This is a genomic window from Peptoniphilus duerdenii ATCC BAA-1640, from assembly GCF_000146345.1.
Classification (GTDB): Bacteria; Bacillota; Clostridia; order Tissierellales; family Peptoniphilaceae; genus Peptoniphilus_B; species Peptoniphilus_B duerdenii.
Map to the genome: position 1 here is coordinate 110,606 of NZ_GL397071.1, position 17,195 is coordinate 127,800.

General features: G+C 36.2%; 1 protein-coding gene. It reads right to left on the reverse strand.

Translation table 11 applies throughout. From position 1 onward, the window contains the following. Window positions 1-265 precede the first annotated feature (265 nt). Window positions 266-15,778: a SpaA isopeptide-forming pilin-related protein gene (locus tag HMPREF9225_RS00495; protein WP_008900950.1), complete on the reverse strand. Its 15,513-nt coding sequence runs from the start codon at window positions 15,776-15,778 to the stop codon at window positions 266-268. Window positions 15,779-17,195: the final 1,417 nt, after the last annotated feature.

A 17,195-nucleotide genomic window follows, 5' to 3' on the forward strand; every position in this document is an offset into this window, starting at 1 on the left:
TACTTAACCTCACCTTATTTGAGATCCTTCGACTGCGACGGCTATGCCGTCTCCGCTCAGGATGACCGAGGGGAAGGAATTTTCCGTTACGAGAATTCATCCGTACTTAACCTCACCAGGGTTATACCCATTCGACTTCGACGGTTTCGCTTCGCTTCCCCGTCTCCGCTCAGGGTGACTGTCTTCATTGAATTTGCTTCCGCTACGGAATTCTCTTCATCGAATGCTCTTTCACTATGGAGGGTACCTCTGGTTATCTTTGTAATCATTCATCGAAAACCAGCCCCCTTCTTCTCCTGTAGCTTAGATAAGCAAGACCAATAAGTGACATCCCTATACTAGTAAATATGAATGTACCCATACCACCAGTACTTGGATATTCCGCCTTCTTATTTTCAACAACTATTGGAGTTTTTGCGTCTACATATGCTCCCTTGCCTGCTGAGAAATTATTTAAATCTACAGTATAAGTTATTTCATCATATGTGGTTTGATCACTTATCATTTCAACCTTAAAGTTAGCAGGTTTTTCATCAGTGAAGGTACCAGTAACTTCAATTACTAAGGCATCTGTTACATCAATATTTGTAGACCAGTTTTGATATGGTATTTTATATAATTCTATTAAGTTTTGTTTATATAAGATATTACCTGAATTATTTGTTGAATCAAATTCTTTATAGCTTTGACCTGTTAATGAATCTATAGATTCATTTTGTTTTACAACAGCTGTCTTTACACTATTTATTGTCACATTTTTATTAAATGGATCATTTACTGATCTTATATAAAATTGAGTACCATAAGGATCCATATTGAATTTATGTCCAGGGTTTATTATTAGTCTTTGCTTAAATGTCTTCTTTGTCTTATCAACTTCTAGGACTTGACTTGTTATTAATCCCTTTGCGCCCTTTGTTAAGGATGCCTTAGATGGATCTTTTTCAAGTACTTGAACTTTTCCTTTTTCAAGTTTGAACTCTTTGATATAACCAGGGAATTTACCATAGTCTTTTGGCGCCTTAGTTTCTTTAAGAGCGTAGTATCCGTCTTTTGTAACTTCTAATTTGAACTTACCATTTTTGCCAGAAGTTACAGTCATCGGAACTTCTGTTTCTTTATCGTTTACAGTTTTCTTGACCTTAATGGTTTCGTATGTGCCATCTTCTTTCTCTTTGTATTCAACTTCAAAGACTGCACCCTCTAGCTTCTTAATATTATCATCAGCATCAATTTTTTCAAACTCAATTGGCTTGTTGTTTACAATCTCAATTGGAACTGTTCCGTCAACTTCTTCCCAGATATCGCCAGTTGTTACTGAGCTTCCAGTATTAGATACAGTGATTTTTCTGTATATCTTTCCAGATTCGTCAACCTTGAAGTAGGTAACTGCTTCTGTCGGTTTTATATATCCTGGAGGACTTGTAGTTTCAACGACCTTGTAGTAGCCTTTTTCAAGTTTTTCGTAGGCAACAAGGCCATCTTTGTCAACAGCTTTTGCATTTCCAATTGGATTCCATGTTGTGTTTGGATTTTTTGCTGTACCACCATTTTTGAAAAGTGAGAAGTAAGCGGCATCTTTTACGATACCCTTAGTATCCTTTATTACTTCGCCTTGTTCGTTTAATGCTGGTTTAATTACATTGCCATATGGGTCAACCTTCTTGAACTGAATCTTGTTAGATGGGTTAATTGCACTTATTGTTAAATCAGCAGATGCTGTATTTGTATTGTCAAAGGCATAAATCGCATCCCATCTGTATACAATTGGATAATTAGATACATGTTCTCCAATGTAATTTCCCCAATAGTCGTAATAATAGTAATACTTACTATATAGGCCAGATACTCCTTTATAGGATAGAACTTGTTTTTCAGTTCCAGTTGCTTTCATTCGACCAGTAACTTTTATTATCATTGAACCTTTAGGTCCAAGATTACCTATATTGTAAGTTACCTTTTTATTTGCTGCAACATCTTCAGGAGATGTACCACCACTCCTTACTAGATTAGAATCAGATTCATTTACAGCAAAGGACTCTGGCATAGATTGGTTGATATAATACTCAGAGTTATACCTTAACTTGTAGTAAGTCAATTGTAAATCATCAACAGCTACATTTGGAGTGTATGTGAAATACTGGTCTTTGTTATTGTATTGTCTATCTCTATTTACATAGAAGTAGTGAACAAACTCGCCTGTTTTTGTGTTATATTGTGTAATCTTTGATGCTAGGCTGACTGTAGCGTTATCGTAGGATTCTTCAATTGTATCAACAACATATTTTATATTTATGTTGTGATTTTTTGCAGAGTTTCCAACACTTAATCCAACTTGAGCATTTGGATCAGAGTTTCTTACTTTTGCTAGGCTAATATGAGCCGCTAGTTTGTTTTCGAAGTTCAATAACTTATATTGTTCAGCATATTTTGTGAATGTGTAAGTTATTGTTCCTGCTTCTTTGTTATAGTCTGCCTTGGCAATAGTACCAACTCCATCGGCAAATAGGTCTAGGTTAGAAGCGCCATCTGTTCTAACACCTTCTAGGTCCATGTTTTCAGATAGTTTTAGTACAAAGTAGTCTCCAGGTTTTATCTCGATACTTGGATCGAGTTTAAATTCATTGTCAAATTCTAAACTTTGTCCAACGTGAGGTCTGATTACCTGATTTCTTTCATAACCTGTGGCTTTTTCATCATCAGCATTTGGTCTTACAACTTTTAGTTCAGATTTTTCTATACTAATTTTGCTTGTCAAGTCTTGACCTGTCCTTGCTATGTCGCCAGCATAAGGGTCTAGGTCTTTACCGCCGACTGTGAAGTGCCATACTTGTCCAGTATTTATGTGACCAGATGGGTTTTCGATTTCTTTTAGCTCGTAGTTACCAATTGGTAGGCCATCAATTACAAGGATACCGTCTTTATCTACAGTTCCATCATATTTAGCTTCAGCTAGAGGATTACCATCTTTGTCTTTCTTACCACTTGTTCTAATAGCTTCGAATTTTGCTCCAGGAATTAATTTTCCTTCTTTATCTGTAGTTTCTCCCAAAGCCTTTCCATTTTCGTCAAGCTTCTTAATAGTAACTTTACCTTTACCAGGAGTTTCATTTAGAATCTTACCCATGTTCTTAGCAGTTGCTGAAGTTACATAGTCCACTAGAGCTCCACCTGATGAGCTGGCATTACCATATTCTGCTACATATCCGCCTGGCTTGTATTCAAGTGAGATATAACCTTGGGCTCCTGAAATAATTCTACCCATTGGTTTTTTGGTTTCGGGGTCAAGATAGTTGGCTTCTTTTAGTGGGATTTCTTTTGGATTTCCCTTATCATCATTAACCGTACTTAAGATTAGGCAAGTTTCAATGTCAAACTTTTCAGTTTTAACTAAGTCGCTAAAATTATAGACCGTGTTAGTTTTATCGCCTTTTATCTTAGCTTTTGCTGTATTAAGAGCTATTTCCTTTTCATTATTAGGGTCTACTATTGTTAAGTCTACCAAATTAACTTCTTTTTTAGTGTTTGGATTGATAATCTTTCCAGACCTTGTGTCAATTTGTTTGATTGTAAACTCTAGTAATGGGCCCTCTATAGGTTTATAACCTTGAGGAGGTGTAACTTCTAGCAGTCTATAACGACCTGGTTCTAGTCTTCTAAAACCAAAGTAACCGTTGAAGGCTGATGCTACATAGGACTCATCACGGTCATACCAGAAGGAACCTTCCTTCTTTTGTAGTTTAAATACTGCACCTTCAAGCCTATTTTTGTTGAAATCTTCTTGTGACCCGTCAGTTTTTAACTTGGCGTGCTTAGAGAAGGTGATGTTGTAAGTTTCATCTTCGTTGGTAATTGTCATTCCTTCTTGAGGCACTGTCTTGATTACATCTGAAGAATACAATTCACTGATATTTGCCTTGGTTTTTGAAGTTTGAATTGGAGTAGTATTTTTAGGATTGTTTGGATTTTCTTTGTCAGTTGCTAATACAATTCTACCTGCATCGTAGTCTTTGCCAGAAATTATTGCACCCTTTCTTAACCAAATATCATACTTCCCATTGTCAGGATTACTATAGAACCATGTCTTTGCTTTATCTGCTCCATATATACTTTCATAATACTTATAAAGAGCTTCCATACCTTGTTGGTAGGCTGCGTCTCTCTTAACTTGGTTACCATCTTTATCCACACCAATATCACTGTCATACTTCCAGCCTAGTTGGCCATTTTCATAAGTCCTTTGAGCAAAGATTCTTTCGCCTCCATAGAAGTCTAGCTTTAATTCAATATCACCAGGGTCTTTGATGTTGTCATCGTAGAAGCCTTCTATATCGATGAAATAAACTCCATCATTAGATAGGTTGATTTGGTCTTCGTCAAATCCCCAGTCAAATGGTCTCCACCTTGCTGTGTTAACTACTGATACATTTGTTTTTCTTAAGTCGTAATCTTTTAGGATTTCATCTACATGTGGATTTGCTCCTGGATTTGTAACCTTATAAGTTGTCCTGTAGGCAGTCTTTACACCACCACTGATTGTTTTTGGAGGTGCTGAAGGTGTATCCCTTTCTTCTCTCTTAGTTGTAGGAGTTATTTGTACGTTGACCTTACCATCGCATCCTCTAGTATCTATATAGATCCTTTGGACGAAGGTCTTATTGATAGGGTCAATATTCTTAATTATTGACTTGTATTTAATTTTATCATTTGAAGTAGTATTATCTCCTGCCTTTACTCCATCAGATGATAGGAATGAAGTAGCAGTGTACTTAGGACTATTTTGTGTAATGACAAGTTGTCCGCCTTTTTCTTTTACTTCAAGCCTCCAAGGAGCTGCTGGCTTCTTGTAACCTGCTGGAGATTTAGTTTCTGTCAACAAGTATTTGCCAGGTTTTAGTCTTACAGGTTTCTTTTTTTCTTTATCTTCAAAGAATCTTACATTACCTTCTGCATCAGATTCTGCGTATACTTTTGTAAAAGTTTCGTCGTCTTTAGTGTAGTCTTCGTTTGTCTTTTTAAGTTCAAAGACTGCACCTATAAGAGGTGAATCATCTGAGCTCTTCTTAAAGATCTTAAGTTCAATACCAGTTTGCTTATTAGTGATTTGTGCAAATTTTCCAGATGGTATTTCAACTTCTCCATCAGTAGGAATTGATGTTCCGTCAGAAGTAAAGCTTGCAGATACAGTAACTGCAGAGTTTGGCATTGTAAACTTGTTGTCTGTAATTGTAATAGATTCATTTGTTTCTACATTAGTAACTGTGTATGAGCCTAATTTAAATCCATCATTAGCTACAGGTGTAAGATTAACAGTATCTCCTGGTTGTGCAACTACCTTATCTGTCTCTACATAACCATATTTTGTATCGGCTATTTTTACTTCATAGGATCCTGATTGAACTTCTTTAGTTGTAGTGTAGACTTTAACATCTGATCCTGGCATTATGAAGTAGCCAGTTCTTGGCCCAGTCTTTACAAAGTCAACTTCTTGTTCACTAGAATTCCTTACCCCAATTCTCTCTAGAGCATAGGAAGAGTTTTCCATTGTTACACTTACTTCGACTCTTTCGCCAGCCTTAGCTTTTGAAGGTTCCACTTTGACAGATCTTTCCGGTTTATTATCCTCAATATAAACATTAAATTCGTCAGTTTGTGAAGTTTTAACCTTAAAGAATGCTTTTAGGTAAACATCTTGGTCTGGCATTGTAAAGCTAGGGTTGTCTTTATAAAGAGTTGCTAGTGGAGTTCCAGTTCTATTTTGAACTTCAATTTTTTCAAGTTCATATCTACTATCAGGATTTACTGTTATTGTTACCTTATCTCCTGTTTTTGCAGAAGAAGCAGATGCTGTTATAGAGCCATGATCTGAGTTAGGAACAACGTTTATACTAAATGTTTTATCTTTCCAGATTGCTTTAACTGTAGTATTTGCATTAACAGTAATAGATGATTCTGGTTGATATTCTGTTCCATTTACTTCCCAAGCTTTAAATTCCTTGTTGGCTGGAGCTGTAAATCCGCAAGCAGGCAATACATAAGCCTTGCCCTTTTCAACAGGTTGGTCTGCCATGTTTCCAGTTCCGCCGTTCTTGTCAAAGGAAACTATTACAGTTTCAACAGGTTTATCCTTCCAAGTTGCATAAACTATTGAATCCCCTCTTACTGTTATTGTGTCACCAGGATCGTAATAGTTATCAATGTACCACCAAGCTCTAAATATTTTGCCTGCTGGAGCTTTAAATTCGTTTTGTGGCAACTTGAAGTTGTTGTAATAACGTAGATCAGCTTCAAAAGGTCCCATGGCTCCTGATCCGCCCCACTCATCAAAGCTTACTATGGCTTTGTTTGGATCCCTTTCAAATGTAGCCGTTACATTGGCATCGGACCTACCCATGGTTAAAGTTAACTTTCCATTTTGAACATAATTGTTCCACCAACCATTGTTTACATAGATGTTCTGTAACTTATAGCCTAGGTCTGGTTCTATTTCTAAAGTAAATGCTTCATTTTCTTTTGCTTGTTTTTTAACACTTGTAACCTTACCATTTTTGATATTAGGATCAATGTTTATATTGTAAGATGGAATTTTCTTAAATGTCGCAACTATATTTACATTTCCTTCTGGCATAGTAAAGTGATAACTTGGATAGCTAGGATTATACTTGCTTATATCATTAAATTTAATATCAGCTAATTCATAACCATCATTTGGTTGAGGATATATTGCAACTTGTTCTCCAGCTTTTATACCTTTAGTTTTGCCAACTTGGCCTCCAACTTCTACTTTAAGATTACCATTGTTGTCAGTAGTAGATGTAGTTATTGTGTAGGTTTGATTTAGGTTTTTGTAGTTAATGTCAGCGTCACTGTTATAGGTTTGGCCTATCTTCATATTCTTAGGATATGTCCCGCCGTCTCCTAATGGGAAGATAGTTGCTCCTATACCTACAAGTGAACCAGGAGTATAAGATTTTTCTATTTCTACTACAATAGGTGTAGTAATAGTTCCGTTGTTTTGGATGATCATATTGATGATCTTACCACCATTATAATTATTTGAAGCATCACTATATTTCAAATTTCTAGGAGTACCTACAATATTATCAATAGTAGATCCATTTCCTACTGCTTGAACTCTTAAATAGCTAAAATCACCTTTTACTAGGCTTGATTTTCCAGGGTATGAATGGAATTTTAAAACCTGTTTAGTAGTAACATCTGGGTTTACGTTAATCAAAAATCTCTGTATAAACTTATGGTTAGTTTTGTCTATAGATATTATCTTTGTTTGAGATATTTGTTTGTTGTCGGAATAATTAAATCTTTCTTCGTAATTTGTCGGAGAATTTGATCTTGCAGGATCAACATCTTCCCAACCGCCAGCTCTTACTGGTGCGCCTACTATTTCATTTCCTATTTCTAGGTTTTCAGGACTATCTTTACCTAGTACTGTTTCTGCTAAGCTTCGTTTCAATTGACTAGAAGATAAATTGTTGTATAAATTGGTATTTAATTCTTCTATTGAACTTACCATTGCAACACTACTATCTTTTACTATGGATAGTTTCGTATTTGCTTCTACGCTTTCAGGTTCAGCAGATCTTGAAGCTGTTCCTTCTTCGTTATTTGTATTAGTAGGTTTAGCTACTACTTTGATGAAAACTTTACCTTTGTCTGTTATTCTAACTTCCCAATCCTTGTTAGCTATTTCATAGCCTGGAGCTGCATTTGTTTCTTCTAACTTATAGGTACCTGGCTTTAGTTTGTCGAAAGATATCATTCCGTCAGAACCTGTTGTCATAAATCTTTCTTCTTGTTTACTACCATCGCTTTTTTTAGGTCCTGTTAGTTTAAATTCTGCTCCTTTGATAGCTTGTCCAATATTATCTTCTTTGACTTTCTTTAATTTGAAACCAAAAGTTTTTTCTTCGTTGGTTACGTCTAGGGAGTTATCTGATATATAAGCTCCTTGGATACCTGTAGCTTGATCTAGTACAGGACCAGCTTCTTTTATAATATTAACTCTTTCGTAGTAGTCGGACTTCCAATAAGTTACACCATTTTCAGTCCAGTCCATTCCTGTACCTACTCCACCAGTGGAATCTGTGTATTGAATTTTAACATCCACTACTATTGGAGTTTCTGTAGCTGGGAAGTCTAGGCTTAATCTATTTGGTTCACCGTATCTACCTGCTACTGATTTTGCAGAGTCTTTAACAGAATCTGTTATGTCTACTGCTCCGTATTCAGCAAGTCTGATATCAGAGATTTCGCCTGTGACAGCTTTGTTAAGTTTAAATACTTGGTAGTCTGTTCCTGCTACGGCATTTCCCTTGTACCAATCCATGTTTTGGTATTCTGTTTTTTCTCTGTGGATTGTTCCATTAGTAGAATCAATACTATTAGCTTCTGGGTTTAGGACATATCTTTGAATGACGTATTTTTCACTTGTGTTGATACCAACTATTCTTGTTCCCATTTTAAATGGTGTTGGGAAGTTGCCTGTCCAGTCTGTTCGTCTATTGTCATATAGGTTCCAACCTTCTAGGCTTCTGTCTCTTACGTTAACCCAGTTAACATTATTTTTTTCTAGGATTGAATTAATTGTAGTAGTTGAACTAGATGGATCTCTATGGTTATAAACTTTTTTAACAAGGTTACCATCTTTATCTTTAGAAATAACTAGAACCCACTCTTTATCAAGTTTCCTATAACCTGTTGGTGCTTCAGTTTCTTCTATAACATAGGTTCCTTCTGTAAGACTCTTATCAAAGTTTACAACACCTTTTGGGTCGGACACTTTTTCATCGGTATATCCTTGTTCGCCCTCTTTAACTTGTTTTGTAATTTTAAACTTAGCACCTTGAAGTGGTGTACCGTCAGATTTTTTCTTATATACTTTGAATTCTTCTCCAATTGGCTTGTTAGTTACAGGTATTATTATTGTGTTTTTGCCCGAAAGCTCAGCACCAGATCCACCAATTTCTCTTATAACTACATTTCCATCGTCATAGACAGCAACTTGCCACCTTCTATTTGATTTGGTGAAATTTTTTGGAGCTTGGATTTCTTCAAGGGTATATATGCCTGGCTCCAAGTTGTTAAATTCAACTATCCCATCAGCACCACTATATCTTTTAATGGTCGCTGTGCCATCTGTGTCCCTTAGTTCAAAAATAGCATCTGCTAAAGGTTTGTTATCTGCTTCATTTGTTTTATTGATTTTAAATGAGCCTGGTTTGTACTTTTTATTTATAAGTTTAATCTTTTGAGAGTAGAAAGTAGGAATTTCTTTTCCTGTTTCTGAACCTAGGGCCCAGTTGTAGTTACCCTTTTGGTAAGAACCTGTGTGTCTACTTCCATTGGATAGGTAGTAACCAGACCATAAGTCTTTAAATCTCTGTTCATCAGTAACTTTAAAGGTTTGAACTATTACATAGCCTTCTTTACCTGATACTCTAGGTACTTGAATTTCTAGAGGGTGTCTTTCATGACCATAGTCCATAAGTCCTTCGTGGGATTTTAAGTATTCTGGTCTATAGGTAACCCTTACATCTCCGCCAGACTCTGAGAATCCCATAGCAGGATTTACATTTGATTTTGAATAAACTCTAGAGTAGTTTGAAGTGTCTTGCTCTGGTCTAATACCGTAGGATAATGGCATTAGTTCTTGTTTTCTTGCTTGGTCTCCATATACCTTGTAGACTTTTAAGTCTTCAAATCCAAAGGCTGGATATCCATCTGCTTTGTAGTATTCCAAACCTGGTCTTGGCTTTTTCATTGAAAGCCAATCTAGTCTAATTGTTCTTTGACCGCTAGACATATTGGTTGGGTTGTAATAAGAAACAGCCCTTAGGTAGATGTTTCCATCATCGCCCTTGTAAATGTCTGTAATATATTCACTTGTTAGTGGTCCAGATCCACCTTGGGAGTCGTAAGCATAATAGTCAGTCTTTACATTGAATTTTAATGTCTTATTTGTAGTACTAGCATCTGAAGCATCTGGGTCTACTACTATCTTAAAGTCATAACCATTAGTCTTGTTTGTTTGAGTAGCATAGTACTTGTCTGGAATAATACCTACTATATTAATTGAAGCGTTTACGTTAGAGTAATTATCTTCAAAAACATAAGTTAAAAGATTGGTGTCATAGTTAAAGTATGGTTTTGCTATTAAATTTCCATATCCATCTTTTAGGTCAGGTATTTCATATACATATCTCTTGAAGTCAAGGTTACGGTCAAATTGAATTTTAAACTTTCCACCCTTGACGGCGTTTTGGATATTATAAGTACCGCTATACCTATAGGATTCTATACCATAGGCTTCCCAAATGCCTTCTTGCCAACCAATACGGCCATCGTCTGGTTGACTTTGTTTTTCTTGGAGGGTCATGGATTGGTTAACAACTGTAGTTTGTGCTTTATCCTGGTCTTGTCCAATTTCCACATCTTCTAAGATATAGTCCACACCATTTATAGGTGTACCATTGCCATCTTTAAATTTAGCCTTATAAGTTACCTTGCCATCATCTGTTACAGTTGCTTCAAATATAACATTGGACCTCTTGTAACCTTGAGGGGCTTTCTTTTCTTCTATAATATACTTGCCTGGTGCTTGCTTTCCAAAGGACGCAAGACCTTTTTTACCTTCTTCATTAGAAGCATGAACATCTATTATAGGATTATTGTCGGCATCCTTTAGGGTAAATGTAGCTCCAGATAGTCCATCTATTCCATTTTCATCAACTTTTGTAACTTCAATATCTGCTTTTTCGAATTCTTCGTTGCTAATATTTAAAGTTACTCCATCATTTGTAGGATTTGTTGATGCAGGATCTGATGACTTTGTTGATAAGCCAATTGTTTCTTGAATTTTTGCTTCGTTTGCAACGCTTTGGTTATCTGTCAACCAGTCATAGGAAACTGTACTTGTGTTAGTTCCACCTGTTGCCTTAACTTTTACTAGGAATCCCCAGTCATTATTAAATCTTGCTGTTGGAAATTTAACTTGGTAGCCAGTTTTGCCTGTGAATGGATCTGTTACATCGGCTTTACCTGTAATATCATTAGTTACATTTTTATTTTGTACATCTGAGCCTGATATACTACTTGCAGTTTGGTTTTGCATAGCAGTAACTACATTCGCTCTTAGATTGTAATTTTTATAATTAGAATTTGGAGCTACGTCTATAACTTCTACAGATGTAATTTTCCCTCCACCTGCTAGGTTAAGGTCTAATCTTGTATCTTTATTTGTGCTTCCATCAGATCTATTTGCTTCTGGTTTTAGGTAGATATAAAATTCTACATTTCCATTTTGGTCAATGCTACCATAGTGCATTGCATTCATATAAGATGGATATGATGGGTAGTAGTTGTGTCTGGCTAGAACGGTTGCAACTTTACCACCTTGCATAGAAATGTTATTTCCTTCTACTGACACTTTACCATCTGAGGATACAGTGATTTGTTTTGCAGTTTGATCTAATTTGTATCCTTTAGGCGCTTCGTTTTCTATAAGGGTGTAAGTGCCTGGACTTATGTTTTTAAAACTTGCTTTTCCACTTGCATCTGTTTGTAAAGTGATAGTTTCCTTTGGACTTTGGAGTGTGAATTTCGCTCCAGAAAGTTTCTTTGTAGGGTCCTTGCTATCAGTTTTTATAATTGTAAAGTCAGCATCCTTTTCATCTGTAGATTCTGTCATTACGTTATAGATGTGATAAGCCCCATCTTGTAGTGAATAATAGTTGTACTTTTCCTTATAGGAGTAAGTCTTTCCACCAATAGTTGGTCCTTTAGGGAAGGTTTGTACTATATTTGGAGTTATTTTAACTTCTTTTATTTCTTCCTTTTGCGTTTCTGGGTTTATTTCTTTTATTATTTCCCATTTCTTAACAGCTGGAAGGTCGAATTCTCTACTAGCTTGGCCTTTTGTTCCTTCGCTAACTGCAATTGGATGTGCTAGAGCATTTCCATTAGCATCTTTAACTTCTATTTTTTGCTCTGGCATCTTTCCATTGCCATCTATACCAGACCATGTTTGTTTTATTTTTATTGGTTGATATTTGCTGATGTTTACGCCAGAAAGTGAATAGCCTGCTTCTGAGTCAGTTATATCTGTATTGAATTCATAAACTGCAATTCTACCTGGAAGTTGTTGACCTGATGGATTAGCTTCCTTTTTTGGAATTGATGTTATTTTAGACTCTTGTGCATCAACAGATTGTTTTATAACCATCTTACCGTCTGCTTCGTTTAGACCATAAACTGCCATCTTTGCTGATGTTAGTTCTTGGTCCCCTGTTAATTCTCTCTTAGCAATTGGAAGACCGTTGTTTTTGTCTCCTGTGGACACTTGGTCTGTTACAGTCCATCTAGCTGTTGTATCTGATGAAAATTCACCTAGGATTGTTGTCCTGTTGTTTATACCAGCGCGTTTAGAAGTTGTATCTTCCATATATGACTTGTTGTCTTTTGCGTCAAAGATTAATCTTACTGCTCCTGTTTTCTTCTTATTATTAAGAGCAACAGATAGGTCTAGGGCATATTTTTCTTGAGGATTGGTTATTTTTGTTTCAAATGTATAACGAACCTCTTTTGTAGATTCTTTTATTGTATGGTTTTTGGAGGCTACTATGCCAAACTGGCCTTCAATTTCATTTGTTGATAAACCCGTTGTAATTTCTTTACCATTTAAAAGTAGGTTGCTAAGCTCTCCTAGACCAGATCCCTTTACGGTAGTAGCGTTAGAAGATAGGCCTAAAGCTAATAAGTCTTTGGTTGATGTAAATGTAACTGACCATTTTACTGCTACAAGTTTTCCATCTTTTACAACTGGAGTTCCATGAGCATCCATGTAAACCTTGTAGTCGCTACCTGGTTCAACTATTTGTAGAACTTGGTGGCCGTCTGGCTCTGTTATTCCATTTACAACGTCTCCATTATTATTAACTATTACTTCTGGAAGTTTTACAGGTCTTACGACGCCTAGTCCAGAAATAGAGTTGTTAATTGGATGAGTATTTTTATTTCCATCTAATTCTTGTATCTTAGCAGTGTTGTAATCAACGTCTATAGCTAAAGGAATTTGTAGGTTTTTAGCTATTGGATTTTTAACTGTATATTTAATTGAATTTGTGCCTTCAATATATTCTGGTGTTGCTAAAACTGCTCCGTCGTTTACTATATTTGGAAGAGTTGTTCCTTGCTTTACAATAAGTCTTGGGTCCAACTTGATTTCAAAGAATTGTCCTGATTGTATTGGTCCAGTTATAGTTGAGGTATCAAGTCTAGTTCTGATTGTAAATTTCTTATTATCAAGATTTAAAGGACTTGCGCCTACTGGTTTTTCTGCTCCTACTGCTTGTGGATCTTTTTCTTCAGAAAAGTCTAGGCTTTCTTCCATGTGCCAGCTATCGTCCGCTAGAGGTTCTGCATTAATTGCAATTTCTACTCCGCCTAGGGTTAATTCTTTTTTAGCTTCCGGTTGATTTTCATCTTTATTAATCGCAGTGTCATAAATGTATGCTGCAATGGTTCCTACTGGTTGGTCTGCTACTTGGTATGTTTCTTGAGCTTCGGTTGCTCTTATAGTTTCTTCTGCAGCTTTATCTTCTACCATTTGACCATCAGAGTTTAATTTGTATACTGCTATTTGAGTACCTGTTTGTACTTGGTCGCCACCGATAGTTCTTTGTTCTAATGGTAGAATTTCATTGTTGTCGCCTGTTGATACTGCGTCTGTTACCGTCCATTTAGCTCCATCTATTATAGGGAATTCGCCTAGGATTGTAGTTCTGTTGTTCATACCTACTCTACTTGTAGTTGCAACAGCAATATCATCTAGGTTGTAGCCTTCGTCTGCTATGCATCTCTTAGCTCCGACTTTATTTTGTGCGGTAAGTGCTAGTGAGAAGTCAACCATGTATGCTGATTGTTTATCTGTTACTTCTGTGTAGAAGGTGTAGGTAATGCCTTGTGCTTCTGATTCAAGGGCGTGATGTTTAGAGTCTACTATACCAAGTGCGTTTTCAAGTTGGTCAGTAAGTTCTGCGTCTTGTCCGTTTATCTTGACATTTTTTATTTCTCCAAGTCCAGAGCCTTTTACTGTTGTGAAGTTTGCTCTGTAACCTAGTGAGTTAAGATCTGTGTCAGATGTAACTGTAAAGGTCCAATTAAATCCTACTAGATTCTTATCTTCGATTACTGGTGTTGACCATTCTTCTAGGTAGACTTTGTGTTCTTTGTCACCTGATTCTATTATTTCTGTAACTTCTTTTCTTCCTGGTTCTGTAATTTGGTTTGTTACGTTTCCGAATTTATTTACTTTTTTAGGGTTAAAGTCTTTTGGATTTATTACTCCTAGACCACTTACCTTATTGGTTACTACAAAGTTTCCATTTTCGTCTGGTGTAATATTTTGAGGGTTATAATCTACTGGAATATTTACAGGTACGCTGATATCTTCGTTGATATCTGTGATTAATTTGTAAGTGATAGTATTATCAGCTGCATTATATTTAGCTGTAGCGATTACTTGTCCGTTATGTCTAAGTGGTTGTAGGCTAAACTGATCTTTTAAAGTAAGTTTGTCATCTAGCTTGATCTTGAAGTATTGACCTGCCCTAATTGGTCCATTTGCTACTTTTGTTTGGAAGTTGGTCCTTATGTTGAACTTCTTTCCATCTAATTGTAAAACATTTTGTGGGCCTTCATTATTTCCTGCTCCTACTGCTTGTGGTGCAAATTCATCAGACATGTCTAGTCCTAGGTCTTCTTTAAGATTTTCATCTCCTATTAGTCCTGTTGATTGATATGCTGATCTTGCGAACACTGGGCTTACAGGTGCTTCGTTTAAAGTAGGAAGTTCTACTTTTGTAAGTCCTGCTTCTAGTTCTTCTTCTGTTAGTTCTCTATCTTCTTTATTTAGTCCAAGTGCTTTTAGTGGGTCGAATGCTGGTAGTCCTGATTGATTTCCTTCTGTTTCTTTTCCTGCTACTTGGTCTAGTATATTTCCTTTAAGTTCGTCGTCTTCTTCTTTCTTTTGTTTATCTATTTCTTTTTCTGGAGAGTTTTGTTCGTTTCCTTCTATTATATTGGTCTTTTTATCGTTTGGATTTTCTGCTACTACAAGTTCGTCGTTTTCTTCATTTGCTTGTGGGTCTATTGCTGGCACAAGTTCATCATTTGAGTTCGCTCCTTGTAGCTGGTCAGCGGAATCATTTACTACGATGTTTACAGTGATTGGGTTTAGGTTTGGTCCTACTAATGTGACAGATCCCTTACCAGGTTGTAGGTTGATCTTATTGCCTACGTTTTCGATTACGTCGAAATTTGTATCTTTTAATAATTGAACATAGGAAAAAGTAGCTACTGATCCGTCTGTCTTAGTAACTCTTACTGATAGTTTGGATAGGTCTAGTATGTCACCTTTTGAGTAGGTGGTCTTACCAGGGTTTACCAATGTCCATGATTTATATAATTGGTTTGGTGTTGTTTTGTTTTGGGCTGGTTTTTGAGATGAGTTTTGTGATGGTTTTGAAGCCGGGTCTTGCACAGGCACGAGAGTATCCTCTTCGGGATTTGTCTGTGGTGTTGCCGGAATTAAGATTTCATTATTTTGAGAGTTAGTTTCCGAATCTGGTTCTTCGTCCAATACTTTTACATTGTTCTGTGGTGAATTTGAACTTGCTACTACCGCTACTGGTGCAAATACGTCCATGATCATTAATACTGCCAATATTAAACTGATGGCTCTTTTCGATAAACTTTTCATTTTTTCTCTCCTAATTTCTTTATGTATTTTTTTATTTTAAAGTGAATTTTTCGTGTATTATTTTTGATTTTTTATTCTTATTGCTATTATAAACCTTTAGCTATCTAATATCAATACCTTTTCAGTAAAGATTAAGTCAATTATCTGATATTGCTTGTGTTTTTTTGGAGGGGAAAATAGTTATTATTTTATCATAAATATTTTTCTATGCTAATTGATAATGTTTTCTATTTTACATCGGCTGAAACAATTGATTTACCTATATCCTTTTTCGTGATATTGCATTATTTTTGTATAAAGATACTTTGGTGTTTTTTTATTTTTTTATGAATATTGGGTGAAATTTATTTTTTGTTTTTATTTTTTTGTTTTTTTATTTTTTTGTTTTTTGGGGAGGGATTTTTTTATTTTTTTGAAATTATTTAATTTGCATAGACTTGACCATCGGAGGTTATACCCGTTCGACTCACTTCGTTCGCTCAGGGTGACTGTAGTTGGGAAAAGAATTTTTATATTTTTTGGAATAGATGGGTTAAATATAGGTCAGATCCTTCGACTCACTTCGTTCGCTCAGGGTGACTGTAGTTGGGAAGATTTTGTAGCCTTCGGCTGTGGAACCTAGAAGGTTCCGCTACGGGAATAAATTAAAGGTTTAGTTATAACACGCCTGACGGCTGAGGGAAAAGAGTTTAGTGTCAGGGTTTATGGAAGCTGATAGCTTCCGCTACAAAAACAAATCTTTTATAAGTTTTCTCTAAAAATAAATTTAGAACCTTCCGTCTACCTATTCCATAGAATCCTTAATCACTATCCTGGTATAGACACAACCTAAGCCTCCACAAGTGATTTTTGCTTTCGGCATTAAGAAATTTTCCACTGTCTGAGCGAAGCGAGTTTGGAAAATTTTAGCCGAATAAGAAAATCACTACCAAAACCTCCCCAATGCGAGGTGGGTAGAAGGAGCTCGAGGGAGAAGGGAGGAAACTGCGAGTCTCGAAGAGAAAACCGTAGGTTTTTTCGAGAGACGTTAATTGCGTTAAAGCCCTAGCCGAAATCTTTGATTTCGTCGCAGGTCTTATGCAAAGTGTTCCAAAGAAGCGTAGGATATTTATTTATATTTATTTTTTAAAATCTTTGAAATTTTTCACTTGTCTTGACTTGGTTAAATATCGCTTATACCCGTTCGACTACGACGGCAAAGCCGTCTCCGCTCAGGGTGACTATCTTCCTTAAGATTTTCTCAGTAGAGCCTTCGGCTGTGGAACCTAGAAGGTTCCGCTACGGAGTTACATAGTAAGAATAATTGTCGTACGGCTTCGCCTGAGGGAAAAGAGTTTAGTGTCAGAGTTGATGGAAGCAGATTGCTTCCGCTACAATGTAGTTGCAGAGATGGGTTAAATATCGCTTATACCCGTTC

What these genes read in the sequence shown, in the direction of transcription:
- HMPREF9225_RS00495 (WP_008900950.1), bottom strand. Translation starts at nt 15,778, where the DNA reads ATGAAAAGTTTATCGAAAAGAGCCATCAGTTTAATATTGGCAGTATTA.